Origin of the sequence: Sporosarcina sp. GW1-11 (genome assembly GCF_033088395.1) — a bacterium.
Classification (GTDB): domain Bacteria; phylum Bacillota; class Bacilli; order Bacillales_A; family Planococcaceae; genus Sporosarcina.
Genome location: NZ_JAPMIW010000028.1, coordinates 11,879 through 38,434, shown reverse-complemented (window position 1 = coordinate 38,434; position 26,556 = coordinate 11,879). Strand labels below are relative to the sequence as shown.

Sequence of the window (26,556 nt, the reverse complement as noted above, 5' to 3'; positions counted from 1 at the left end):
CTACTTACGTAAAGTTCAGCCATCGCAAAATCTAATCCAACGATACTTTCTATTTCTTTCTGAACGATTTCTTTTTCATATTCAGTTAAGATAGAGACATAATATGCGCCTGCTGGTGTCATAGAAATTGTACATGATTTAATCGTATGGTTTGGAGGGATCGTGCGATGTTGTTTGATTTTGACAAGTTTAAGCTTTGGTAACTTGATATGACCATCTAGCAACATAATATTGCCATTCACTACATTCGTTTTATAGGACTTTCTGGACTTCTTACTTTTGAATGTAGGAAAATCAGCAGTGCCATTGAAGAAGTTTTTGTATGCTGTTTGCAAATTTAGTTGAGCATTTGCTAGAGCTAGAGAATCAACCTCTTTCAGCCATTCAAACTCTGTTTTGTATTTAGCAGGGGTAGGCAGTTTTTGCTTCTTCAGTTCATCTTTGTTGTCTTTGTACTTCTCATATGTTTCTTTTCGTTCGGCCAACATCTTGTTATAGACAAATCGAACACAGCCGAAGGTTTTACGTATAAGACATGCTTGTTCATCTGTTGGATACAAGCGGAATTTGTAGGCTTTATTATGTGTAGTCATATCATTTCACCTCACTTTTGACCTTGACTTTCGATATACTTCTTCATTACCTCTATTGGAGAACCACCCGTTGTTAGTAAGCAAAAGCTTCTTGACCAAAACATTTCTTTCCAAAGCTTCTGTTTTACTTTGGGAAATTCTTTTTTGATTAGTCGGGAACTGGCACTTTTATAGGCATTGATAAACTTCGTCATTTCGGTATTTGGATGTGCCTTGAATAAAACATGGATATGGTTTTCATCATGATTCCATTCAACTAAAGTTATATTGTATTTCTCTGAAATTCTGACAAACATATCTTTTGCGTACTCGGAAATTTTATCATCGAATACATTTCGCCTATATTTTACAACCAAAACAAGATGGTAATATAGTAAGAACACTGAGTGATTATTATTGTCTAATTTCACTGATATACCACCTTTATTCACTATACTACTGATTGTATTCGAGCGAAAAATAAAAAGCAACCGCAATTACTTTTTGGCTATCTCCAAACCGAAATTCATCTCCACCTTACCGTAGGGCTTCACCCTTCACCCTTCACCCGTTTGAAGGTAGAGACTTCTTTCGAAGAGCCGTTAAAAACACCATCTGTCATTGCTCTTCCAAACCCTACAATTCGATCGTTAGATGTCACTATTGCTATAACATTACTTGATTCAAACACTGTTTTGATTTTATCATTCGTATGTTTTGTCCACCCGACAGAAGCATAAACGTCTCTCATTTCATTTAAATCCGCTTGGGAAAAGTCACTGTTTATTCTAATTTCCATAATAATAAAAACACCCCTGACTAAATCTTTCAACGACTAAATGGCCCATTAATGGCATAAAGTTTGTGAAACAATCGCACCCGTTTACAGCACGGTTACAAACAAAGTTAATCTTTTTGTTCTTTTTTTCCTATACCATAACCCATGAAAACTCCAAGCAATAGTATGAGCAAGGAATCGCTATCAAAGCTTTTTGTAATAATACTAATTACTAACCAAGCAGATAAGATTCCTGCAATTAACCCGATTATACTTTTAGACATAGTTTATTACTCCCTCATTTTGGAATATAACGATTGTATAACTGAAAAACAATCATACAAAATGGCCCGATTGTGGCACAGATGAATTCAACAATCGCACCCGATTAACGAAAGAAGGTGGCGTATATTATAAATCCAATTATCAATAAAAGAATCATCAGTCCAGTGCCTTTCCAACCTAAGCCACCTACTAAATCCGAAAGTACGCTTCCGTGAATACTGCTTGCGGGATGCTTTAATTCCTTCTGCCTTAATCTTTCACGTCTTTCTTCAGGAGTTTCGTTATCTCTGCCCATTTTACCACTCCTTAAATTTTCTTTAGTGTGCTTCAAATTGGCCCGTTTGAAGAACGAATCTTATTAGTGAATTGCACCCGATGATTGTTGTTTAATTATCTATGTAACCATTTTTCATTTTCATATTTAAAGAATCGTATTCCTCTTTTTGGAACATTACAGTTATTCTGTCTACTCTTTTTGAATTTGGATATAAATATAATTGCTGATTAAACTTAACCCCAAACGGAGTAATCACTTGATAAATCAGATTTAAAATATGGAAACATTCTAAGTCCACACCATCTTTTAAATAATTTTTAACGCCTATAATTACGACACCTTCAATACTTTCGAATCTAACTTTTCTAGGAGAAATATCGTTTACTTTACACAATCCTTTTATAATTTGCTTGATAACATCTGATTCCACATCATTCCCCCCTCGTAAAACACCCTGTTCTTCCTACACAAAATGGCCCATTAATGGCATAAAATTTATGCAACAATCGCACCCGATTAAGGCAAAACAAAAGATTATAAGAAGACATACTGTTGGTTGCTTCAAATAGTAATTGAGAATAAATCAAAGCATTGTTCAGCTTATGAAAGATAATAGTAATTAGGCTTGGAGATACTTTCTTTAACTAACGATGCACATCGTTTCATTTTGTTTTTCAATGTTTAAACTTCAAACTGTTTTAAATGATGGTCAAGGTGCTTGTATATTCCTTTACCCCATTGCTCAGAAGTAAGCTTCCCGAAAAAAGGATGCGGATGAGTTGTGCACTTCTCTGGTCCGTTATTTTGAAATGTGATAATTTTTTGTTTAAGCTTTTCTTTTTCCGTTTCAAATTCTCTATCATCTGCAATCAAAATGGTTGGAATAGTAGACATATTATGGGGCAATGTCTTGTCATTGTAAATGATTTGTTTTGCAAACCTCCCTACTATTATTCCTAACCAACTCCTTGGTGGAAAAGAATTTCCCATTGCAATGTCTTGGAAAGATGAACAATGCGCTAGCATTTGGGCAACATCCATTTTTCCCCATTGTGGTTGTGAATTTGGACTCAATTTGTCAATACGCTTTAAAACTTCTGCTGTATGCATATGATTAAAAATATTTTTCATTAGTGCATATCCCCTTTAATTATATTGAGTCAACCTTCTTAACTAATTTGTCCCTTTTACTGAAAAGGGTGCAAATTCTTCTTCAAGAATTGCCCCCGATAATTGATTAGTTAATTACTTACTTTCATTTTACTTTTTATCGGTAAAACTAAACCAAATGCTAGAACAAGTAAAATTGTATTAACTGCCATCACTAAGCCATTCCAATCCCCATTAAAAATAGTAATATTAGCAAGTGTAATTAAATGCATTATAAAAATTGTGATTAATAAATACGTTATTTTTTGCAATTTTTCTACCCCCTTGTAACCTATCTTTTTAAATTCAATGGCCCGATTCAGGAACAGAATTTGTCCAACAACTGCAACCAATTGTTTTACAATTAATATTTCAAGGATCCTTCAATTATCTTTACCGCTAAAGGATAGTTATATAGTTATACATTTTTTTGTTGAGATTTTATTATCTCAAGGTATTGTGTATCCGCCAACCCAAGATCCTGGAATTTTTCAATTAGTACAGCCACAAGTTCTTTTGTGGTGAAATCCTTGTGCCTTTGAATATACAACATAAGATCACTATCTTTATTAAGATAAGTCAAATATAGTTCAATCCCCTTGCCTAATGGTCTTGGATGAACATTTTGAGGTACTATTTTATGAATAACCACTTGTTTGTAGAGTGAGTAATATCCCTTCGCCTTTAAGACATAATAATCAACGGGCTGAAAATTATCACCGACAATTTGGAGGTCAATCGTCCCCTTATAATTGGCTTGGTCTAACCAAGCCAATATGGTAAGAAGATTTATTTGACAAAACATATCTTCATCAAACCATAATGCTATTCGATTGAAGACTTCACTACAAAAAAGGGGCTGTAATGGACATAAGGTCACCTCAGTATATTGTGCTGGTGTTACATTATGAACTTTTGCACGTATTTCGATAAATTCATCTGAAAATAAATCCTCGCAAGTATTTCCATAACACATTGCCTCATTAAAAGGGATCATCAATTCAGTTTCAAGAAAATGCGTCTCCTTGAAGTATCTATACATTTCCATACCATTTAGAATATGTAACTCTGTTTTTTGAATCACCTTGACACCTCCTGTTCTATGTTTCTCCACTATATCCAACATTTTATAACCACTCTATTAAAACTCCTACTCTTTAAAACGGCCCGTTAATGGCATAAAATTTGTGCCACAATCGCGCCCGATTGCTATGAGAAACCGTTGATTTCCGTTCCAGGCGGACGCTTTCCGCAGGAGTCGCCGCCTTACACTTCAATCAACTAGGTGTTGCTTCTAAACTTATTCCTTAAACGCACCCTTTTGAGGAGTATAAGAATTCACAAAAGATGTCTTCACTTTTTACAACTTTATCTTTTCAATCTTCGTCTATAAATGAGAGTGAAAATGCAGAATAAAATCACACCTACATTTAAAATATAGAAAGGTGCCCCCATCTCGCTTGTGGTGACGTATTGATAAACAGAATATAGGGAGAGTGCAGACCAATAAAAGAAAAGAGTTATAATCCCAGGTATCATCGTCGCCTTGAAATCCTTTCTTCTTTCTGTTTCATCTGCATTCCTCATTTGCTTCCCCTCCTTGTTTTGATAAATCTCAATTTCAAAATCTCCGAATTAAATTCTAAAAAACACTGTCCATCTTCAATAAAATGGCCGTTTTGTTTAATAAGCCGTCCTCTTACAATTTATTTTAGCACAAAATACCTAATTTCTTTCAAGGTTTTCAATAAATTCAAAATACTTTTCAAGAAAACCATTTCACCCACCAATTTTAATACGATTTACTATCGATAATCTCATTAAGCATTGATACAACAACAAAAATGGGGACACCTATTCATGTGTGAATTGAGTCCCCATATGCCATGCTTTTTAACGTTTTCTCCCCATGTACCGAACCCGTTAATCGAAACAGCTCCACTTTCCGAAGTCCATACGGTGCTTGATAAAATGGCTAAAGGCCAAATTAACGGACGAATTGTGTTAACGTTTGATTGATCGTTGATGTCATTGGATAGATTCCCTTCTATTACATAGTTTCATAAAAAGAGCGTGTCTTCTAGGTTTTGGGTAACCTGGAGGACACGCTTTTAACGTTCTGATTTTTGTACAGACACCCCTTAAATTTCACAAATCTTTCTTCATTTCCCTTTCCAAAGAGCCCACAATCCTAAAACGCCACCAACGACCACAGTCAATGCGCTTATTTTTTTCACATCCAGAGTGGACTTAAACTTCACCTCGTCTGGTGTGATAACATAGACGCCAACGGGTTTAATGGAAAAACTACCGCTACCACCTTCCCCTCCGCTACCGTCACCACCCCCGCCAACGGCATATTTGACTTTCGCCACAGGGACTACCTTTTGCAAACCAAGTTCAATCGGATCTCCGTAGATGAGAGACACATCTTTTTGGTTAGCAAACTTCTTGAAAATCGTTTTAGCCGGTGTTTCAATATATTCTTTCTTCACAGCATTCTCATTCGGTTGATCTAATTTACTATTTATGTTCATTCCTTCCTCACCTAACTCATTCGCCCTTCATCCTAAATCACCTTCTATCTGTATGCCTGAGTGAAACCAATCAGACATTCCATACACAAAACGCTGTCCAATGAACTTTATGAAACCTCATGGATTACTTTCCTTTAATTCATAATTTGAAGGTTTCGTTCGGTACCTCTAGTATAATAGATACTAATGGATGAAATTTGATACTTCAACAAACGGGCCAGATTATTTAAAACTAGGTGGTGTTTAATCATGTACGAACTAAAAGATTCTTATTTTGTCATCTTTGATACGCAATCAATAGTTAGAGGCGGGGTTGCCATTACATTAGTAGTAATTGGATTTTTCTTTTTTAGAAATAGAAGAAGAAAAAATCATAGTCAATGAATTTACCGTTATAGGGTGCGATTCTTAAATAAGGATTGTGCCCTTTTTCATAAAATGGGGCTTTAAGAAAGGTTGTTGTGATATGGATAAACTAAAAAGGTTTGATGATGTCCCAGCGAGTGAAAGTATTAGTTATGAACACTTTGTATTTTACTTAGAACAGGGTAGGGAAATTGAATTTGTTTATCAGAAGCAAGAATATTTTATTTCACATTCTTTAGAAGGAAGAGCTATGTGGATTGGTCAAAAAAGGGTGAGCGAGTATTTTAATGACCTTAATCAATATATAATTGATTATGTGAAAATAGATGGAATTACTTTAGCGGATCTCATTAAACGAAAAGAAATTAAGATTACTGCTGTTTTTTAGTAGAAGGATGAAATCATTAATCTTCGGTAATCGGGTGCAATTCATTTACAGAGATTTGCACCCTTTTTAGCCCCTCGTAAGCAGTAAGTAGCTTTTACTATCATTTTGCTTACAAGGCCATTATCGTCGTAGCTTTTAGGTACAAGGGATTTTTCATTGACAGTGCATATCTTCCTGGATATCAAGAACGACTTGTTTATCAAGTTCCATCGCTTCAGCAATTTTCTCCACTTCCATTCCCATTGCTAACAGATTACGAACCGTTCTTACTCTTTCTTCTTGCGCTTTACGTTTTGCCTCTTGATTTGCTTTCTCTGTTGCTTTCTGAACCGCCTCCTCCAACCGTAGTTCTGCCTCTCTCACAGCCGCCTCTTCATCAATTATTCGTTTCATTCTAGATTCATACGCAAGAAATTCTTCCTGTGTACCACTCAACGCTTCCCAAGTTTCAAAAGCCGAACGAAGTGTTTCATCATTCATGGCGATTCCCTCCAATTCTTTAAAGATATCGTCGTAGATTTTCCCATTCCGTTTATCCACAATACCAAGCAACAATAACCACTTCGCCAAAACTGGTAGCCGTTTCAGTACACGTGATGTAGAATCCATACACTTCTACCTCGAATTCTGTTAATTTTATTGTATCATTTTTTTAGTCCAAACGAGAGAATACTACTCGCTGTTCCCATTGAGTGTAGTCGAGATGGATTCGATTCGTCAAAACAAGGAAAATGAATTTTGTGGAAGCAGAAAGTCGATAGGTATCATGTTTGAGTTTTTCAAAATTGAATTTCGATGGAATTTTAGAGGGTGAAATTGAATTTTCATAGTTTTTTATTTTGGATGTGTATATCTGCAAATATCGGATGATGATTCAACGTTCCCAGAGAATAGGATGGCATATTTGGTTACTGATAAGGAGTAAACTATACAATAGAGGCTGGGACACAACTAGAAAATAGTCCGTTCCCCTGCGCTCCAAAAGGCACGCTTTCCGCGGGGCGCGCTTGAGCCTCCTCGTCGCTGGCGCTCCTGCGGGGTCTCAACATTCGCGCTATCTCCCGCAGGAGTCGGCCTTTTTCCGCTCCGGTACACTCTTGTATCTGATAAAGGCTAAGCTTATGAATACACAGTTAAACCTAAATACTGCATGAAGACCAATGGCCCTTCGTGCAGTATTTAGGTTTTGTCCCAGCCTCTTTCTTGTTTTCTTGTTTATTTTATAGACGCTTGACGATTAAATATCCGTCGCATAACCATTACTGTATATCTCAATATTCATAATGGAACCTATTTTACGAACATTAATCCAAAGCCCCGTTTGTTGGTAATTTTCACTATTTTCTCCACGCTCAAATTCAATCACGACTGAGCCTATGTTATCTCCAGTGAGTCGAGCCGTAAACAAGTTAGTCTGAGGATCTTTAGTAATCGTCGCAATCTGCTCATAATCTTTCGTAAGGATTTTGTGTTTTCCTATATCGACAGTCGTTCCTTGCGCATACGTCGCCATATGCTGTTCTTTTAACGTTTCCACTTCATAGTAAAACGTACTACTAGGCTTCACTTCTATTCCATAGCGCACATCTTCTCCATCAGTAAAACGAATCGTCGCGATGTATTGACCCACTTCGTTCATCTGAATACATGTTCCGTAGCCATTTTTGCATGCGGCAAACTCTACACTGTCAGATAACTTCTTGCCATCCATTGTAGTAAGAGAAATGTTTTGAATAACTTGCGCATCGATAGACATTCTTGCTTCTGTCGGAAAATAATCAGTCGTCTCTTCTAATGTCAACACCAACTCACCGTTCACATCTTTAACTTTCACATAATACTTTTTATAATTTTCAGTACCATTGCGATAGCCTTCAGTTAAACTGATTGCACCGGTCCCTTCCTTCATCGGAATCAATTGGACTCGATCTCCTGTATAGCCGTTTGGTGTATTCTTCCCTTTTAGGAGTACCGCTTGGAATACGTCTGAATTCATCTGATTGGCATGTATCCAATCAATCCGTTCCCACCCTAAATCACTCGGCTTGATCGTAACCATCGGTGTTTTCACTTCTTCAGCAGCTTTCATCATTTTAGCCGCTTGTCCTCTAGTGATCGGATTTTTCGGGCTGTATGTATCTGGAGTCGTACCTGTCGTGATACCGAGTGTGTAAATGATCAAAATATTATTTGCGTGAGAAGGATTTTTTACATCTTTAAATGGATTTTTCATCCCTTGATAATGTGGCAGGTCAAAAGCTTTCACTAAAATGGAAGCCATTTGTTCGCGGGTAATCGGTTGATTCGGACCGTAACGCCCGTCACCATAGCCACCGATAATATTCGCTTGTGCTAACGCGGCAATCGCTTTGTAGTAACCATTTGCTGTTGTAACATCTGTAAATCCTGGGTTCCTAACATTCTTCGTGTCTAATTTCATCAGCTTTGTAATCATCGCAGCCGCCTGTCCACGCGTGATGGAATTGCTCGGCTTAAACGTACCGTCCGGATAGCCTCCGATAATATTACGTTCCGCAAAATTATTCACTGCCTCCGCAAAGTGCTTCGTTGGTGGCACATCTGAAAATCGCTGTTCACTTGCCGCGCCAGATAAAGGTAGGCTGCATGCGAGCACGAGTGCTCCTAGTACGGTACATAGTTTTTTCTTCATTTACTCTCTTCCTTTCTGAAATCTAGTAGATGTTTCTTCATTGTTATTGAAGTATCGTACAGACGGTAGATTTTGAGAAAAGTTTCAAAGATATTAGAAAGATTTTTAGTAACAGTAGACAAAAAAACGCCTTCTATCGACCATGGTTCGGTCAACAGTCAACGTTTTTCTAGGAAGTGTGCCAAACGCTTATGTTTGTTTACTCATTCACAATTATTTTTTACAGAGAATGTGATTACTCTTTTATCTGTCTTCACCCTCATACACAATCAAATAATCAATCGTTAAAAAAGGAAGCGAAAATATCCACATGTGATGTGTGGCCTGTAATGTACCTTCCCCTGTTTGCTCAATGAAAAAGGTCTCTTGCAAAGGTAATGTAAATAAACCTTTAGTATCAAAAGATAAATACACGCCCGCATCCGAAGCTAGATCCGTACGCTTACTTGTCAATCGCAACCCTTGATTGACTGCGTGCAATTCCAAAACCCCTGTCATCGTCGAATAAGGTAACGGCAATGCAATATTCATATACATGCGTTCATTCGTTTCATGCTGCGAATAAAGAGCGGTGAAAATCGTCTGTTCTCCAACTTTCCTCTCCCACACGCGCACCTGTTCTCGACCATCCAATCCTTCATCGAGCGTATAAATAGCCCCTGTCATTTCGACTATTTCCGAACGTAGCGGCAAATTAATTTGCTGCATGCGTTGACTGATGAATGAATAAACAAAGGCAAACGGCTTAAACCAGCGATGCCAGTGAACCGAAGCAGACAGCCTGAAATCAGTCGTCTGTTCATAGAAGCGGATAATTAAAGGAGAGACCGATGCAGAAGACAGTCCATACACCGTCAAGTCATCAGACAGCCCGCGATGCTTACCGACCTGGCCGATTTCTTCCGCCACTCGTCTTCCGCGAATCTGACTTCTCGGAAATGTAGGTGGTACAAAACGCGCTGGCGGTACACTTATCGACCAGCCGATTAAGCCGAATAAAGCAAATACGATGCAGTTCAATACCCCATGAAAACGAAGCATGAAATCAATCGTCACGGAAAAAAGGCCAAAGCCATTACTCAATACATAAAACATCGAAAACGTAATCGTCACAGCTAGTGCGCTAAACGCCAGGCGCAACAGCCACTTCTGCAAACGATTAGCAAATAACGATCGCCAAACAATCCAAATGATCACGCAAAAGCCGTACATATAAAGCAATACGGAAAGGATTTCAATCCAGCGGGAAAACGTAATTCCAACCGCCACAATCATCGGTGCCGAAAGCAATGCTGCCACAGCCCAACGGTATACACGCGAACTATGCAAACGTCCGATCCATCCTATAAATATCGGCAAGATAAAAGCCGAATAATGAAAATGAATGGCAGTCAACCACGTCAGTAACGGACTAAATCCTAAGTCAATACCCGCAACAAAAGCAAAGTACCAGCCACCACCCATAGCTAAATAGACAAGTCCGAGATCAATCGCAAACTCTTCTATATTCGTAAATCCGCGACGTAGAAAACGCGCGATTCCGTAAAGAGCCACGTATAGCGTAAACAATAAGTAGAATGAAGCAATCCAACCATCCCATGCGGTCGAGACGACTTGCCCGAGCACTACTGAGGCGTACGCAGGAACGGCAACATACGGATAGTACGTCCAAAACCAATCGCGTTCCGTACAAACAAGTCGTAACAGAACGGGAATATAGACAAGCTGCGCCACCACCAACAAACCATATGGCCACGGGGTATCACTAAAAACAAGTGTAACTAGAAACAACAGCACATGAATGATGACAAACTTACGCATCCGCCGTAAACTCCCCTTCGTATGAAAATACCGTACCGAGTAATGGGTTCTTTACATCGACTTGAATTCGATAGACTTCTCGCAGCTCATCATACGATTCCACTACCGTCGCCAACCCTTGCAGAAATGTTGGCAACGGAATTTCTAGCTTTCCAAGGACTAACCGTTGATCGAGTGACTCAATTTTCAACGCGCCACCATCCACGACAGTAAACTGCAAATCCGAATACACTAGTGGCGGTTCCCCGAGGTAATCTTTCACAACCATTCGTCGTTCATCCAAACTCATCAACGCATTGAAATAGCGTGTCTTATTCGGAAAATTAAACTTGCGTTCCCAATGAATTTCTTCAACGCCAGCAGAATTAATAGAAGATGAATTGACTATCGTAAACGTAATTGCCGTTCCACTTTCCGGAAAAACGAACTTTCGTCTCGCTCCAAATAAAAAGAGCGGAGCAAGCCATTTCGGGCCGCCCACAATGCGATCCATCGTTCCAGACGCTCGAAAGACGGGTTCTTCAAAGGCGTATCTTTTTTGTAGCATCGGATGAAGACGGGAAAAGTCGTCAGCCAACACGTTTTTATAAATAGACACTTCGGACCTCACCTCTTTCTTTTACACGATGCGGCCGTCGGAAGATCGTGGCTCACAAGCAAACCGATGCCAGTCAGCACGAGTAACGACACATTACATGTAATGGGGTTGAATGGATGAATCGCCGTTTCCGGAGCCGCAACGAATGCCGCAATTGTCAATAACGGAAACGCAATCATCTGCAAGATGAAGAGATGTCGTTTCTTTCGATAAAGCAACCAGACCACTCCAAATAAAACTTCAGCTACCCCAATCGCGAACACTACATTCGTCGCCGCAGCATCTGAAAGCGACAAGCCGCTCGCCACCATCGCTATTTCCTGTGGATGCATCGCCAAGAGTTTAGGGACGAGCCCTTGATAAATCCATAGAAACGCGAAGAATAGCGTAAGCAAATGCATCGTAAAGAAACGTCGATATTGCGAAATCGGGGCTTCTCCCTTTTCGAGCCATCGTTTCAGCACATCAAAACTTAGCGCAGTCGCATAGCCCATTAATGGCCGAAACACGCTATCCATCAGCTGTCCCACTTTGCCAACATTCGTTTGATAATCATACTGCGTCAAAAACTTCGTGCCATCTTCCATCGGCTCGTACTTCCAATAGCCGCGCCCTTCACGTATTGGAGATATTTTTTGATCCGTGCCGAAGTGTAACGAAGAGCTGCGCGATCCATCAGCTAAAATAGCGGAGCCACTACTCTCCCCCCATCCTTCTACTGTAAATGGGCCGACATTTCGTGTATACGTAAACCGTTGCGGCTCGTCTTCTTCCTTTGGCAAGTAGCGGATAGAAGAAAATCGCAAATCCCACTGCGCATGTAAATCAGGTTGTTGCGAAGCATCCCATACACGTTGTAGCGGGACATGTATGGGGATTTCTACGTAGATCGGTTTTGATTTCATAGCGTTCACCTTCCTATGTAGATTTTGTCGATTAATTTATATGGTACTTTCTTTAGTTTACCATTGTTGTTGATTGGAAGATTGGTAGGGAATTGAAATATAATCTAAATAAAAAAGAAGAACCGGTGGGGGTCCCTCTTTTTACTCGTGACGCATTTCTGTTTGAATATCAAGAATGACTTGTTTATCAAGTTCTGTAGCTTCAGCAATTTTCTCTACTTCCATTCCCATTGCTAACAGATTACGAACCATTTGTTTCTTTGTTTTCTGAACCGCCTCCTCCAACCGTAGTTCTGCCTCTCTCACAGCAGCCTCTTCATCAATTATTCGTTTCATTCTAGATTCATACGCAAGAAATTCTTCCTGTGTACCACTCAACGCTTCCCAACTTTCAAAAGCCGAACGAAGTGTTTTATCATTCATGGCGATAGCCTCCAATTCTTTAAAGAGATGGATTCAATTCGTCAAAACAGGGAAATTGAATTTTCATAGTTTTTATAAGTGACAAAACCCCTACCACTTCATACCTTTTGGATAATTAAAGACTATCAATATACCTTTCTGTAATGGACATGCTATACTTGCTATAAAAATCGGCTAATTTTTAATGTATTCTTTATGTCGTAAAGGGATCAGTTTTATTGAATAAAAAAAACACCTGGGCATCTATAGACCACGGCGTTTGATTTCTTCTTCAAGTTGTTTAATGAATTCTTTATTTGTTGCTATTTTTTTTGCGAGTTCATAGGCCTCAAGTAATTCGGTATTTGATAAGTTATGCATTTGTACACCTATTTCCTTTCATAAAAATCTTCCTATCTTTTACATACCCGTATTAGATTATTTAAAACACTAGGGTGCGTTTAAGGAATATAATGTGGAGCACTCACTTAGTAGATCGAAGCGAAAGCCGTAACGAAGAACGGCTTTTGCGAGTGAAGCGTAACGAGAAGGAAAAAGTGTACTGTAATGCGGGCAATCAGATTCTGTCATAATAGGCAAAAAGTATTTTTTCTTAAGAACGGAAAACTATAGATAAAGTATCTACATTCATTTATATAACGCTTTGAATGTAATTTTACAAAAAAAGAAAAATAGAGAAAACGTTAGTAAAAGCAGGTATTTTGTCGTATACAGAAACTAAGATACCTTGACAGAATCTCTGATTTGTGGGAATATATCGAATATAAAGAATGAGAGGCATTGAAATAAAAGCGCTTGTATACCGCGGTCCTGAAGAGAAAGAATGGATTGAGGTAGAAAAACTAAAAGTAGTAAAACTAGCAGATGGCAGGCATAATCTCTTCATATCTTCGGGTAGGTTCTATGTCCTAGATGCTAAATAAGCTCTATTGTCGTATAATGGTCAAAGGAAGTACCTCCAGTCTTTCGGTATGTTTTCGTCGACTACCAATATACAAGACTTTGGGGAGGTACTTCTTTTTTGATGGCTTGACACCGTTGGGAGCCACGGGCTTGGAACTACGAAATTCGTTCATATCATAAACTTAGTTAAGAAATGGGGAAAAGTTATGTTATCTTTTAAAAAAAGTAGCCAAAAAAAGCAAAATAATGAACTATTAATAGGATCGAAAAAGCTTGTCGAAAACAGTAATCATAATTTATCTATTCCAATTGAACAAGCTGAAGCTTATGAAATTGCTGAAAATGTGAATACTGTATTAAATCAACTACGTAATGAAGCCGAAGATGCCGAACTCCGACTAAACCTAATAACTAAAGCAATAAAAGTAGGGCTATGGGATATGACAGTAGTTGCTGGTGATACAGTCAATCCGAACAATGAATTTATCTGGTCGGATGAGTTCCGTCACATGTTAGGTTTTCGGAGCATCAAAGATTTCCCCAATGTGTTAGACAGTTGGGCATCTAGAATACATCCTGATGATTATGACGCTACGTTAAACGCATTAATAAATCACTTAGATGATCGCTCTGAAAATACGCCATATAACCCTAAATACCGTCTGAAATTAAAAAGTGGCGAGTATCGGTGGTTTCGTGCAACAGGAACAACCACTCGAGACAAAGATGGGGTTCCGCTAAGAATTGTAGGAGCACTGTTCGACATTCATGAAGAAGTATTACAAAATGAAGAGCTACATGCATTAATGAATCGTTATCAATTAATTAATGAAGTGTTAGTCGAAGCACCGTGGGATATGACGATAGAAGATGGCGATAGTAAACGAGCAAGCTTGTGGTATTCTCCGCAGTTTATACAAACATTAGGATATACAAACGAAAATGACTTTCCCAATAAATCTGAAATATTTTTCAATATTTTGCATCCAGATGATGTTGAAATGGCGTCAAAAAGTTTAGCAGATCATATGAATGATTATTCTGGAAACACGCCTTACAGTGTTGATGTTCGTTTTAAGTTAAAAAAAGATGAATATCGCTGGTTTCATACAACTGGAGAAACGCTAAGAGATGATAACGGAGTTCCTGTTCGAACTGCAGGGACGATTCGAGATATAACACTTGAAAAAAACCAAAAAGAACTTGTTCAAGAATTGACAGAAAGAATGAATCAACTATCCGGTTCTATTAACGAAATGGCTCACGGGATTGAATCTTTAGCCGCTCATGCGGAAGAATTATCCGCTGCCCAAGAGCATTCTAGCGAAGTCGCTAATCGTGCGAAAGAAAGCACGGACGAAACACGAAATATTTCTAATCTTATTCGTGGAATTGCAGAACAAACAAATTTATTAGGCCTGAATGCCTCTATAGAAGCCGCACGTGCTGGTGAAGAAGGACGAGGTTTCAGTGTAGTTGCTGAAGAAGTACGGAAATTAGCGATTAATAGTTCCGAAGCAACTGGTAATATTGATAGCCGTCTAAATGAAATGTTAACATATATGGAGGAGATTTTAGCTCATATTAACGATATGGCAATGATGACACAAACACAAGCAGCTTTAACGGAGAAATTAAATGCTTCCGCAGAAGAAATTAATAGTATGTCACAATCATTAGATGAATTTGCGAGAACGAGATTACAATAATCGATGGATACAACTCAGGTACTAGGTCCTCAAACAATTAATCCGATCACTCTTACGGACTATCATACTAGCTTCACTGAATAAAGGCGATGAATACAATCGCAATCAGCAAAAGTAAAATGACTGCTTTGATGTTTTCACGTGCACGGTTGGCCTTCCACTGACGAATTGTATTAGAAGAAAAACCAATCAAACATAAAATGATCGCAATACCTCCAACGGGTACATTCCTAAAAATCACCCAACCGACTATGAAAGTTACGAGTCCAATAATAGGAAGCAACTCCAAAATGAATACGAATGGGCGCTTGCGTTTCTCTTCCGTAAGGTTTTTTATATCCTTTCGCAAAGCAATACAGAACAAAAAGAGCACTACACCCGCCACACTCAGTTTAATAGCCCCTACCAACACAATCACTTCCTTTTAGCAAAAAAGCACCTGCGCAGAAAACTTTCGTGTGTGTTTACACATTCACGTTTGTTTCTTGTACAGGTACTTTTCACTTTTCATTCACAATGCATGTCTTCCTGGATATCAAGAACGACTTGTTGATCAAGTTTTGTAGCCACAGCAATTTTCTCAACTTCTACTCCCATTGCTAAAAGACTTTGAACCATTCTGATTTTCTCTTCTTGAGCCTTACGTTCTGCCCTTTGTGTTGCTTTCTTCGTTGCTATCTCTGTAGCCTTCTCTGTTGCTTTCTGAACTGCTTCTTCCAACCGCAATTCAGCTTCCCTTACAGCCGCCTCTTCATCCAGCACGCGTTTCATTCTGGATTCATAGGCAAAAAATTCTTCCGGCGTGCCACTTAACGCTTCCCAACTTGTAAAAGCCGAACGCAGAGTTTCATCATTCATAGCGATAGCCTCCAATTCTTTAAAAATATCATTGTAGATTTTCCCATTCCGTTTATCCACAATACCTAGCAACAACAACCACTTCGCCAACACATCGTCCCGCGGGTTTAACTTCTCCGCTTTCCAATCCGAAATCAATTTGGTCATTTCAATAAAATGAAATTCACGCATAATCGACCTTTAGATCCATCAAACGTTCCAGTGGTAGCCGTTTTAATACACGTGATGTAGAATCCATACACTCCTACCTCGAATTCTGTTATTTTAATTGTATCATTTTTTTAGTTCAAACGAGAGTATACTACTCGCTGTTCCCATTGAGTGTAGTAGAGATGGATTCGATTCGTCAAAACGGGAAAATTGAGTTTTGCGGACGTGGAAAGTCGATAGGTATCATGTTGAAGGTTTTCAAAATTGAATTTCGATGGCATTTTAGAGGGGAAAATTGAATTTTCATAGTATTTATTTTAGAAGAGATTTCTGCACATACAAAGCTGTATGATATGATTATGGCAAATAAATGAAGGAGATAGATTACAATGAAAATCAATTTCACGAAGAAGCAATTCAAACATTTGCTCGATTTAGTCCACCTTGGCGAATGGACAGCAAATTCCACCAGAGATTCTGAGCAACTGATCAAAGAGTATGAAGAACTGTACCAATATATCAACTCGCTGGCAAAGGATTTCGGATATGAAGAGATTATTCAATACGATCAGAAGCTGAATGATTACTATCCAACACAAGAATACGAAAATCAGTTTCAGCCAATCATTGATGCGAATGATAATGAAGTGTTTTGGAATGAACTTTCAATCCGTCTTGCCAAAAGAGATTTAGCGAAAGAAGCAGTCGTTCCAAGAGATGCTGATGAACGGTTTAAGCGACTTATAGAAATTGAGGAACGGTATGCGGAAGAGTTTGATGAGAATGGATTGGATCGGTTGGTTATTATGAAAGATTGAGGTGCATAACTACATAAGAAAAAGGATGAGACATTACTAGAAAATAGTCTGATCCCCTGCGCTCCTGTATCCCTAAAAAGATACGTGTATAAATATGTAGTCAAAAAGAAAAATGCATGAAGGCGAAGTTTTGTCCTTCATGCATTTTTTAGTGTAAAGTAATAAATCCCTGTCACTTAGGAACCTGTTAAATAATTCAAAACCTCACAAATCTTATCATTCAACATACCCATACTCTATAATTCACCTTAACTCATCACTCAAAGGAACAATAACCTCATTCAACACATGAATCCAATCCCGCTTCATTTCTGGTCCATATTTCAATGGCTTCGCGCCTGGATTTTCAGCTTTGTATTTATCGAAGTCCTTACTGTCTAGAATACCTCTGATATTTGGGATGGTGTCTGATCCCACGGTGTATTGAATTGCAGATAAATGTAGTTGATCCTCTTTCACAAACCACGTATTGGATTGTGCTTCTATCGCGTCGTCGTAAGCTGATGTGAAGTAACGTCGCTTCACTGCGAAAATATCTTCATCTTCGTCTACTTCCTTAGCGTCAATGGCATTTAGAATATCAGTATACACGTTTTTTACGACATCTGTCTTATTCAGTTTTTGAAGCGCCTTTTCAATTTCTTCGCGGATATCTGGACTATTCGCTGCGTAGGTTTCCAGTAACCGATCGATATAAGTAGCGTCAATGTCGTATACTTTAATCGCATTGTCTCCAAAGAATTCAATACCTGAAAAGTCGGGTTCGAAATCATCTGGATCTTCAGGTTCTCCAATATCTATCAGTGAACCTTTCACTGTATTATAGAGCCCAACGTATTCCTCCAGTATTTTCACTTGGTCTTGAAGTGCTTTTGATTTCTCCATGTCATCGTTGTAATCATCATAGGTAACTAGTGCTTCATAGGCATTGCTCAACTCTTGGAAGGCTTTGACAAACTCAACCCGTTTTTCGATAGGTGAATGCTCATCTATACTTTCAGGATTCGGTACAGCGACGGTAAAGGACGTGTGCGCTTTCTTGAAGCGTTTCTTCGTGTCCTTATATGATGGGTACACCAGATTGGTTTCTTCTTGCGCTTGCGAATAAAGTTTAGTCGCTTCGTTCACATTACGTTCCATCGTCGCAGGCTTTCTAAATGTTACAATTAAGCCTTTCTTTTTCCCTGGATACGTACGGTTCGTCCGGGAAAATGCTTGAATCAGATTCGCGTAACTTAGATTACGATCGACAAATAAGGTTTGAACCGTTGGCGCGTCGAACCCCGTTAACAGTCGATCGACTACAATGACTAGATCGACCTGCTTCCCTAACTGTTTAAACTCGGCTCTTTTACGTGCTAGTCGATTGTTGATGTCGCCATTGTAGCGATTAATATCTTCTATTGACCAAGACGTTCCATAATACTCGTTGTAGTCCTGGATGATTTCCTTCATCTCGTCTTGACTCTGCTTAGAATCTTCTTCATTTTCCTGCAATGAATACGTGATGGCTACCCGTGGAAAATCAGGATCATCAATGGTGCGACCTGTTCGGATCGGCTGCCCGGCGAATTCCTTCGTCAGCCAGTCGGGATCACTCGTCATTTCCTTGATGGCTTGATAATATCGTTTCGCCATTGCAATCGAACTGGTCGTTAAAATGGCAGACTTCTGGGGTCTTCCATTTTCAAAATCAAATTTAGTATAGGCATTGTCAGGACGGAATATCTTATGGAGGACTTTTTGAATATGCTCGTCCCGTTCATAAGACGAGGGTTCAATATAGGATTCCCTTTCGATTCCGTCCATTTGATCAATTTCATCATTTACTTCATTGTCACTTAGCGCAGCGTATTTTTCTTTCGCACGCAATTGAGTAAAGATGTAGTTGGTCAACGAGACGGGCTCAATCGTATCTTCATGTTCTACTTGAAACCCTAATACTGCTCCATCGTCTAGAGCATTTTTAATAGTATACGTGTGCAACACTTCACCATATTGGTCACGCGTCGTCCGAGCCAACCGACCTTTTGCTTGTTTCTTATTCTCTTCAAAGATCGGAGTACCTGTAAAGCCGAACCACGTAGAGTTAGGGAAGAATTCCTTAATCGCTTCCATCCCCTCAGCGCTTAAAGCACGGTGACATTCATCGACAACAAACACGATATGTTGGCCCATCAGTTTCTTAAAGCGTTGCGATCCTTTTTGTTCTTCTTGTTTCTCTGCATAGCGTAAGGCAGCTTCCAACTTTTGACGCGTCGTTATAATCACCGTATTGGAATTGGCACTGGATAGCAGTGTGTCACTCAGCTCTTTAGAACTTCCTGTCCCGACAATTAAACTATTCGACTTCGCCGTACCAGAAGAAATACCAGTATTAAATTCAGAAGCAAACTTCGTAAATTCGCTCGTCGTTTGATTGTCCAAGTCTTTTCGGTCAATCAGCATCACCGTGCGGTCTACACCTGCTTTTCTGGCCAATAACTTGGTCGATACAAAGCTCGTTAAGGTTTTCCCCGAACCGGTCGCGTGCCAGACATAGCCTGATTGGTGTTTCATCGCCGATGTGAATAACGCTTCAATCGCATGTATTTGATACGAATGCAGCACCATCAAGGCTTTATTGTCCTGATCTTCACTGACAATCGTATAATTCGCGATCAATCGATGCGCGTCTGGTATATTGAGGACTTGCTTGACGAACTCATAAAGATTATCTACTTTTCGGTTATCCGTTGTACGCCAACTAAAGACGAATTTCTTGTGCATATCTTTCGGCATCGCATTCGCAAAGTAGCGAGTCGTTTGTTCATTCGATATGACAAACAACTGTAGCGTTGAAAAAATGTTGTTTCGGAACAGGCCTTCTTCTGCATACTTCTTGATTTGATTATACGCTTGATACACACCATCTTTCGCAGTAGCTTGTTTCAATTCAATTTGAACGATAGGCAGTCCATTGATTAACAGCGTGACATCAAATCGACGATCACGGTCCTCTACACTCGTTTTCTTCTTCGCAATCTGATGGACGACTTCATATGTAGAGATCCCCCCTCCTATATCTTGATTGGAGTACAGAACCAACGACATAGCCCCAATCGAAACATCTTCACGTTCAATCGTAATACGGGCAATGCCATTCTCCCCTTTCAGCCATTTCGCTGCTTCAAAAGGAGTTTTGGTTTTTAACAGTAATTCCGTTTTGATCGTATCGAATTCGGCATCGGTTAATGGCGTTTCGCCGATTTCCGCTAAGTTATTCTGAATAATCTTTTGCCGCAAGTTCATCCATAGATCATCTTCAGACTTTAGATCCGGACGATAATTCCATTGGTTGTGTCCTTCTCCCAAAACTTCAATCAAGCGACGTTCTACTTCTTCTTCATCGTTATGAGGAATCTTCGTCATGCGTTGTCCTCCTTTCTATGGGTTTAGACAAACATCTTTTGTAGGAAGGCTTTTTTGGTTTGTTGTAGGGCTTCTAGTTCTTGTTTGTGCAGGGCAATTACTTCATCAAGTTGATTAAAGAAGTTTCCGATAACTAATTGTTCTTTTATATTTTGTGGTACTGGGATTACTAAATCTTTTACTATAGAACCCGATAGATTTCCTTGTCCACCTTGTAAATAGGTACTAATAATTGAGTGTTTTTGTCTTTTTAACCACTGCATAATAAAATTCGAATTATTGCCTAGCTTTGGTTTCATAGCTAAAATAGCTTGATTAATAGCCCCATTTATTTTGGATATACCAACTTCTCCACTAGTCGCACCATACAAAGCATATAATATATCGCCCTTTTCAACGAATTTAGCTGAAGAATTATTTAATCCAATTTCTGTAAGGAATAATTCAGTACTCTCTGCATTAATTTCTGCGGATCTGATAAATGGAATACTTCCACCATAGTATGATTTGTTTGTTGCACTTGGTGTTCCACCAGAATAAGAATCAGTAATTTCTCCAATCTTGCTATGTTTCCAGCTCTCAATAAATCCTGAGAAACGAATCTCTGGTGTAAGCTCCCCCTCTTTTGGAAACATTTTTTGCAAGAATCCTTGTTTTGTTTGTTTGAGGATGGTTAGTTCTTGCTGTTGAAGAGTAATAGAGTCGTCTAGTTTCCTAAAGAACTCTCCTATTTTATTTTGTTCTATAAGTTCGGGTAATATTATAGGAGTCTCTTTAGACTGTTCAATAGTATAATGTGATATCGTTCCAACATGCGTAATACTCGATATATATTTAATTAGCTGAGAAGTAACAAAATAATAATACAGAAAATATCCATCCACTTTGTTCGCACTTTTAAACCACAACAGATCTGCATCTTTGAAATATAATGGTCTTTCATCTTCTACAAGATAAGGAATACCAATAGATCCTCCTCCTGTAACTAATAAATCCCCAGGTTGTACAATACCAGACTTCTTTGAAAGTTCTTCGTATAAGCTATACGAAATGAAAGCAGGTATATTTTTCATACCCTTAAAGTTAGCTATTACATCACTAGATCTAAAAAAACGAACACCTGACTTTGTCCATTCATCTTTACGAACTCTAGATGCTGAAGTAATTTCAATTAATTCTCCTAAATTATATTTATTCCAATCTTCATTAAATCCATGAAATCTAATACTAGGAAAGTAATTATCTCTCATGATTAAACACCTCTAATGCACCTTTAATCCATTCAGTATTTTCTTCCTCAAAATCTAAGGAAGAAATCATGTCATATATTTTAGCTTCTAGCTCTACTTTTTTCTTCCGAATATCTTTAATATCCGAACCAATAGATGCCATATCAATTAGTATTTCATCTTCAAACGTATCTACATATCGAGGAATATTTAAATTGAAATCATTTTCTTTAATCTCCTCAAATGTAGCAACATAAGCATATTTCTCTACATTTTCTCTATTGATATACGTTTTGAAAATCTGCTCAATATGTTCAGTTGACAGCTTGTTTTGATTTCCTACTTTGTTAAAGCCTTTACTCGCATCAATAAATAACACATCACGTGTTGTACGGTTCTTTTTCAAGATAATGACCGTTGTGGGAATCGAAGTTCCAAAGAATAGATTGGCTGGCATGCCAATTACTGCTTCTATATTGCCATCTTCTAATAACTTTTTACGAATAACCCCTTCTGCACCGCCACGGAATAACACACCATGAGGAAGAACGATCGCCATTGTTCCTGAATCTTTCAAGTGATACAGTCCATGCAATAAAAACGCAAAGTCTGCTTTTGATTTGGGTGCTAGTCTTCCGTACCGATTGAAACGAGAATCATCCAGGAACGTTTCATCTGCTGACCATTTGGCTGAATACGGTGGATTCATCAAGACCGAATCAAACGTATAAGGTTCTTCTGTTGGCCAGTCTTTGTTCAGCGTATCACCATTGCTTAATCGCATATCTTCCTTGTCTACACCATGCAGGATTAAGTTCATCTTCGCTAGATTGTACGTTGTCGTGTTTAACTCTTGTCCATGATATTTTACGCTTTCCGGATGGTTAATATAATTTCGGACATTCAACATTAAGGAACCGGATCCCATTGTCGGGTCGTATACGCTAAATAACTTTTTATCTTCTTGCCCGATTGCCGCAATACGAGCCATCATGACCGATACTTCATGTGGTGTATAGAATTCTCCTGCTTTCTTGCCCGCTTCTGAAGCGAACTGACTGATCAAGAACTCATAGGCATCTCCAATTACATCTCCACCATGCCCTAATAAATTAATCGGATTAAGTTTCTTAATCACTTCTGTAATCGTAATATTACGCTGCTGTGGATCTGAACCCAATTTTTTAGACGTTAGATCCACATCATCGAACAAACCATTGAATTGATCATATTTTGTAGACAAGTCGATAAACGCTTTATTCAAGTCATTTAATTGAAATGTATTTTGTTTCGCTTGATCAGTTAAGACATTGAACAGATAGTCTGGTTCGATATCGTAACCTAATGTATCCACTAGTGTTTCAATCAAGTCATCTTTTACATCTGCATCGGCTAATAACTCTCTATAGAGTTGTGTTTGCTTGTCTGCTGTATCGTATTCTTCTAGTGATTCATCGGAAAGCTCGACTACTTTCTCTAATAATCGATCGGATAAGTATTTGTAGAAAATCAAGCCTAATAGATAGTTTTTATATTCCGACGCATCCATTTTACTGCGCAAGTTGTCGGCAGCACTAAATAATATCGTGTTCAATTCAGCCATGTTCTGTTCCTCACTTTTCTGTAATTAGTGTTCTATCGCTATACACGTAGTATGGTATATTTTACCGTACACAGGCCTTCACATTTTCTAATTCTTGCTACATGAAGAAAGGGTGCACTTGTTCTTATAGTACCATATCATTTGGCTTTAATTAAAAAACTGTGCAAAAAACATTCGTGTTTGCTTACGCATTCACTTTTGTTTTTCACACAGATACTTTGCATTAATTTATTATTAAAAAGTTACTATTTAAATTTGTTTGTAGACGTTTATAAACTTTTTAACTATCAACTTAAAATTTTGATCTTCTTCTTTTTGAAGCATTCTTTTTATATTTAACAAAAGATTGACCTTTAATATTATACACGTTATTACCAGTACCTATTTTTTCTACATTCGAAAATCTATTGTGTGATTCTAATGTTAATCTAAATTGTGTCATTACTTCAACCGCTTCATACAGGTGCCAGGTCTCCAAACAGTTCAGAATTGTTCGGGAACCTGGTACTCATTATTAATTTAGGCACTAGATTCCTAATTTATTTTAAATTATGCAGGAACTTAAACGCCATGCAATTCAACTTCCTCGAGTTCAAATCCGATAGTCGTCATCTTTTCAATTACCACTTCAGACGCTTGACCCTTATCTAAAATTACTACTAAATGTTCTTTCGCTCTAGATAAGCAAACATAAAATAGTTTATATGTAGTAATTATATTTTCCATCTTTTTAATAATTCTTCGACCGACATTTGTTTTTAGATAACAACTGTTATTTTTTCTTTCAAGAAACTCTTCTACATTTTTTTGTAACAAATAATGTAGAATCGGATAATTAGAATGTGTTTGGTTTAACTTTTGCACTAGGTTAATCACTTCTTTATTTTCATTAAACCAATCCGCATTTAAAGTCTTACTCGAACAACGACTCTCTATTTCCAGGATCTGCTGATTTATCACACAATCGTTTATTGCCATATAACAATTTTCTAGATTCTCTAAATTAACGTCATACTTCGCCCAAATATCTAAAAAGTCATACATATATATTCCTATAGGTTTACTATCCCTTAAGTGAACAACTACTTTATCATGACTTTCTCCTTTAACTCCATGTTGTGTTGAATATTTATTTCCCATTGCCCTTGGAATACTGTATTCAGTTAGTTGTAAATTTAAGAAACTTGTGTACTTTTCATCATCGAGTAGTGAATCTATTTCTGCACTCCACAATTTCATATTCTTAAGTTCTTCAAGAAATTCTCTTATTGTAATATCTGTTTGGAGCGCTATTATCTTATTCATTTTTTCAATTATCTGCTCTTTAACGCAATGTATTGTAAATTCAAATTCACTTTTGATTTCACTTAAAACTGTAGGATAATCCTTATTTCCATAAGCTTCTGTTATCGAATATATTAGATTTAATAACTGAAATAAAGGATCAACCGATTTTTCAAAATTAATAACATCTGTCATTTTTAAATTTTTACTATTATTGTGCTTATACTCCTTAAAGTCTTTTAATATTTTGTATATGCTTTCTGTATCAGAGGTAGCCTCCTTACCAGTAGGTACTAAGATTAAAGAGTCATTATATAGTAACTTAATGTTTTCTGGTTGATCTGTAACATAAAATTTAGGTTTGATGTTTAACTTACCTACATTTGATTCTTGTATAATTTCAGCATTATTATATACATTATTCAATACATCTACAATTTCTTGGGAGGATCTGTAATTTGTAATCATTGTTTTATCAACTTTAAATTGATCAAGAAGTGACTTAATATTCAGATGATTAACTTTGTATATATTTTGCATTTGATCACCTATCAATTTTAACTTTGTATCGCCAACCTTTACGGTTTCATAAAATAATGCGATTACATCCGAATGTGTGTCTTGATATTCATCAATAATAATTTCTTCATATGTTGACCGTAATCTATATGATAACTTTTCTATTCTACTTATGCATTTCTGTGCAAAAGTTAGTAAATCATCATGCGATAATTCTCCTAATATACAATTACTCCAGATACGCTCATTATAGATAAGACCATTAGCATTTAATATGTCCTTTATATTCCCAGTACTTAAGTAGCCATACTGTTCTTCTAACTCTGCATACTTCTCATATGAAAATGGTTTTTCAGCTGCTGTTTCTTCAAAGGATGCGTGATATTTTGTCAATTCTTCTTCTATTTCTTTTGATTTATATTCCAAATAAATATCAATGACTTGCGGCTCCCTAAAGTGATTTGAAAAAAACTTAGATAAAAACGAGTGTATAGTCGAAATGTGGATTAAATCATGAGAGATTCTTGATTGTAATTCTTCGGCGGCTCTTTTCGTATAAGTAATACACAGAACTTTTTTCTTGAATTTATCATTAGAAATTTTATCTTTAAGATAAATTTCAATACTTGTTGTTTTACCGCTACCAGCAGGTGCTTGGATAATGACTAAATTGTCTCTTGTTGAATCCATTCTAACCCCTCCTCAATATAGCTTGGAAGTGCATGTTCGTGTAATCCAGCAGAAATCACAGAGTACATAAAGTCTACTTTTTTCTTTTCGCTACAATTTACAATATCTCTAGAGTTAAAACAGTTCCCTTTTTGCGGAATAGAAAATTTCAATTCACTTTTACTCCTAAATTCTGCCCAATCTTGTTTTGAATAGCGATCAAACATATTAATTCCTAACCTATAAAACATTGCCTCTTCTAGAGTTCTGGCAAATCCTTCTTTTAAACCTTGCGTTGCTATTTTAATTTTATCATCCTCACTTTTTATTTTTTGGAAAATATATTTCACTTCTTTGACCTCAAAAAAATTATTGAAAACTGCATTGGTCGAATTACTTTCAAGGACTTCTTTTTTTGAATTGCAATCAACGGGATAATCTATATCGGTAAGAATCAAAGTAGGGATTTTAAGAGTAGTTAATATTTTTTTATATTTATGTGCATAAGCTCCACCAACTTGAATATAAGCTATATAAGATTGCCTTAATTTCTTGAACTTTTCATTTGTTTTGATTATATATTCTAAATACATTCTCTCAGTATCTCCCTCGTAAAGGATCGCTTTATCAGCA

At 37.6% G+C, this 26,556-nt stretch carries 28 protein-coding genes; 4 read left to right on the top strand and 24 right to left on the bottom strand.

Annotated elements, in window-relative coordinates; translation table 11 throughout:
• From ORD22_RS13825 to ORD22_RS13785, 9 genes are all read right to left on the bottom strand, one after another.
• Positions 1-593: RNA-guided endonuclease TnpB family protein (locus ORD22_RS13825; protein ID WP_317646696.1), on the bottom strand; the 593-nt coding region annotated here is incomplete at its 3' end.
• An 11-nt stretch (positions 594-604) separates the two neighbouring features.
• Positions 605-1,003 carry an IS200/IS605 family transposase gene (tnpA, locus tag ORD22_RS13820; protein WP_317646695.1) on the bottom strand — a complete coding sequence of 133 codons (399 nt, stop codon included), beginning with the start codon at positions 1,001-1,003 and terminating at the stop codon, positions 605-607.
• Between the two features lie 119 nt (positions 1,004-1,122).
• Positions 1,123-1,371, bottom strand: a complete 249-nt coding sequence (locus ORD22_RS13815; RefSeq protein ID WP_317646694.1) for a hypothetical protein — start codon at positions 1,369-1,371, stop codon at positions 1,123-1,125.
• A 107-nt stretch (positions 1,372-1,478) separates the two neighbouring features.
• Positions 1,479-1,634: a tRNA U-34 5-methylaminomethyl-2-thiouridine biosynthesis protein gene (locus ORD22_RS13810; protein WP_317646692.1), complete on the bottom strand. Its 156-nt coding sequence runs from the start codon at positions 1,632-1,634 to the stop codon at positions 1,479-1,481.
• 104 nt (positions 1,635-1,738) lie between these two features.
• Complete coding sequence (locus tag ORD22_RS13805) at positions 1,739-1,930, bottom strand: DUF6366 family protein (protein ID WP_099640068.1); 192 nt, start codon at positions 1,928-1,930, stop codon at positions 1,739-1,741.
• Between the two features lie 91 nt (positions 1,931-2,021).
• Positions 2,022-2,342, bottom strand: coding sequence for a hypothetical protein (locus ORD22_RS13800; protein WP_317646690.1), 321 nt, complete (start codon positions 2,340-2,342; stop codon positions 2,022-2,024).
• Positions 2,343-2,593: 251 nt separating this feature from the next.
• Positions 2,594-3,043, bottom strand: coding sequence for a DUF1569 domain-containing protein (locus ORD22_RS13795; RefSeq protein WP_317646689.1), 450 nt, complete (start codon positions 3,041-3,043; stop codon positions 2,594-2,596).
• 110 nt (positions 3,044-3,153) lie between these two features.
• A complete protein-coding gene (locus ORD22_RS13790; RefSeq protein ID WP_317646688.1) occupies positions 3,154-3,333 on the bottom strand; it encodes a hypothetical protein in 180 nt (59 codons plus the stop codon).
• A 146-nt stretch (positions 3,334-3,479) separates the two neighbouring features.
• Entirely contained in the window at positions 3,480-4,145 is a 666-nt protein-coding gene (locus ORD22_RS13785; protein WP_317646687.1) for a hypothetical protein, read from the bottom strand.
• Between the two features lie 776 nt (positions 4,146-4,921).
• On the opposite strand from ORD22_RS13785, the gene ORD22_RS13780 reads away from it, so the two are divergent.
• Complete coding sequence (locus ORD22_RS13780) at positions 4,922-5,080, top strand: hypothetical protein (RefSeq protein ID WP_317646685.1); 159 nt, start codon at positions 4,922-4,924, stop codon at positions 5,078-5,080.
• Between the two features lie 143 nt (positions 5,081-5,223).
• On the opposite strand, the gene ORD22_RS13775 is transcribed toward ORD22_RS13780, so the two are convergent.
• Positions 5,224-5,598 carry a hypothetical protein gene (locus ORD22_RS13775; protein WP_317646684.1) on the bottom strand — a complete coding sequence of 125 codons (375 nt, stop codon included), beginning with the start codon at positions 5,596-5,598 and terminating at the stop codon, positions 5,224-5,226.
• Positions 5,599-6,064: 466 nt separating this feature from the next.
• Here ORD22_RS13775 and ORD22_RS13770 point away from each other — a divergent pair, with 466 nt between their 5' ends.
• Entirely contained in the window at positions 6,065-6,352 is a 288-nt protein-coding gene (locus ORD22_RS13770) for a hypothetical protein (RefSeq protein WP_317646683.1), read from the top strand.
• 153 nt (positions 6,353-6,505) lie between these two features.
• Here ORD22_RS13770 and ORD22_RS13765 read toward each other — a convergent pair whose 3' ends face one another.
• From ORD22_RS13765 to sda, 7 genes are all read right to left on the bottom strand, one after another.
• A complete protein-coding gene (locus tag ORD22_RS13765) occupies positions 6,506-6,961 on the bottom strand; it encodes a hypothetical protein (RefSeq protein ID WP_317646682.1) in 456 nt (151 codons plus the stop codon).
• Between the two features lie 628 nt (positions 6,962-7,589).
• Positions 7,590-9,023 carry an S-layer homology domain-containing protein gene (locus ORD22_RS13760; protein WP_317646681.1) on the bottom strand — a complete coding sequence of 478 codons (1,434 nt, stop codon included), beginning with the start codon at positions 9,021-9,023 and terminating at the stop codon, positions 7,590-7,592.
• Between the two features lie 243 nt (positions 9,024-9,266).
• Positions 9,267-10,844 carry a YndJ family protein gene (locus ORD22_RS13755; RefSeq protein WP_317646680.1) on the bottom strand — a complete coding sequence of 526 codons (1,578 nt, stop codon included), beginning with the start codon at positions 10,842-10,844 and terminating at the stop codon, positions 9,267-9,269.
• On the bottom strand, positions 10,837-11,442 hold the full coding sequence (locus ORD22_RS13750) for a DUF4166 domain-containing protein (RefSeq protein WP_317646678.1): 606 nt from the start codon (positions 11,440-11,442) through the stop codon (positions 10,837-10,839). The genes ORD22_RS13755 and ORD22_RS13750 overlap by 8 nt, the downstream gene beginning before the upstream one ends.
• A gap of 8 nt (positions 11,443-11,450) precedes the next feature.
• Entirely contained in the window at positions 11,451-12,347 is an 897-nt protein-coding gene (locus tag ORD22_RS13745; RefSeq protein ID WP_317646677.1) for a DoxX-like family protein, read from the bottom strand.
• A 141-nt stretch (positions 12,348-12,488) separates the two neighbouring features.
• Positions 12,489-12,770 (bottom strand): hypothetical protein, encoded by a 282-nt coding sequence (locus ORD22_RS13740; RefSeq protein ID WP_317646676.1) that lies wholly within the window; start codon positions 12,768-12,770, stop codon positions 12,489-12,491.
• Between the two features lie 243 nt (positions 12,771-13,013).
• Positions 13,014-13,130, bottom strand: a complete 117-nt coding sequence (gene sda / locus ORD22_RS13735; protein WP_317646674.1) for a sporulation histidine kinase inhibitor Sda — start codon at positions 13,128-13,130, stop codon at positions 13,014-13,016.
• A 749-nt stretch (positions 13,131-13,879) separates the two neighbouring features.
• Between sda and ORD22_RS13730 the strand changes: the two genes are divergently transcribed.
• Entirely contained in the window at positions 13,880-15,382 is a 1,503-nt protein-coding gene (locus ORD22_RS13730; protein ID WP_317646673.1) for a methyl-accepting chemotaxis protein, read from the top strand.
• A 73-nt stretch (positions 15,383-15,455) separates the two neighbouring features.
• Here the strand turns inward: ORD22_RS13730 and ORD22_RS13725 are convergent, their stop codons facing one another.
• Positions 15,456-15,791: a hypothetical protein gene (locus tag ORD22_RS13725; protein ID WP_317646672.1), complete on the bottom strand. Its 336-nt coding sequence runs from the start codon at positions 15,789-15,791 to the stop codon at positions 15,456-15,458.
• Positions 15,792-15,889: 98 nt separating this feature from the next.
• The gene (locus ORD22_RS13720; protein WP_317646671.1) at positions 15,890-16,411 is read right to left on the bottom strand and encodes a PD-(D/E)XK nuclease family transposase; all 522 of its coding nucleotides are present in this window, start codon (positions 16,409-16,411) and stop codon (positions 15,890-15,892) included.
• Between the two features lie 368 nt (positions 16,412-16,779).
• On the opposite strand from ORD22_RS13720, the gene ORD22_RS13715 reads away from it, so the two are divergent.
• Positions 16,780-17,208, top strand: a complete 429-nt coding sequence (locus ORD22_RS13715; protein WP_317646670.1) for a hypothetical protein — start codon at positions 16,780-16,782, stop codon at positions 17,206-17,208.
• A 243-nt stretch (positions 17,209-17,451) separates the two neighbouring features.
• Here ORD22_RS13715 and ORD22_RS13710 read toward each other — a convergent pair whose 3' ends face one another.
• From ORD22_RS13710 to ORD22_RS13690, 5 genes are all read right to left on the bottom strand, one after another.
• A complete protein-coding gene (locus ORD22_RS13710; RefSeq protein ID WP_317646669.1) occupies positions 17,452-20,619 on the bottom strand; it encodes a type I restriction endonuclease subunit R in 3,168 nt (1,055 codons plus the stop codon).
• 23 nt (positions 20,620-20,642) lie between these two features.
• Positions 20,643-21,869: a restriction endonuclease subunit S gene (locus tag ORD22_RS13705; protein ID WP_317646668.1), complete on the bottom strand. Its 1,227-nt coding sequence runs from the start codon at positions 21,867-21,869 to the stop codon at positions 20,643-20,645.
• A complete protein-coding gene (locus ORD22_RS13700; protein WP_317646667.1) occupies positions 21,859-23,451 on the bottom strand; it encodes a type I restriction-modification system subunit M in 1,593 nt (530 codons plus the stop codon). The genes ORD22_RS13705 and ORD22_RS13700 overlap by 11 nt, the downstream gene beginning before the upstream one ends.
• Positions 23,452-24,012: 561 nt before the next feature.
• Complete coding sequence (locus ORD22_RS13695) at positions 24,013-25,944, bottom strand: UvrD-helicase domain-containing protein (RefSeq protein ID WP_317646666.1); 1,932 nt, start codon at positions 25,942-25,944, stop codon at positions 24,013-24,015.
• The coding region (locus ORD22_RS13690; RefSeq protein ID WP_317646665.1) for a TOPRIM nucleotidyl transferase/hydrolase domain-containing protein at positions 25,920-26,556 on the bottom strand (637 nt) is incomplete at its 5' end. The genes ORD22_RS13695 and ORD22_RS13690, both read right to left, overlap by 25 nt.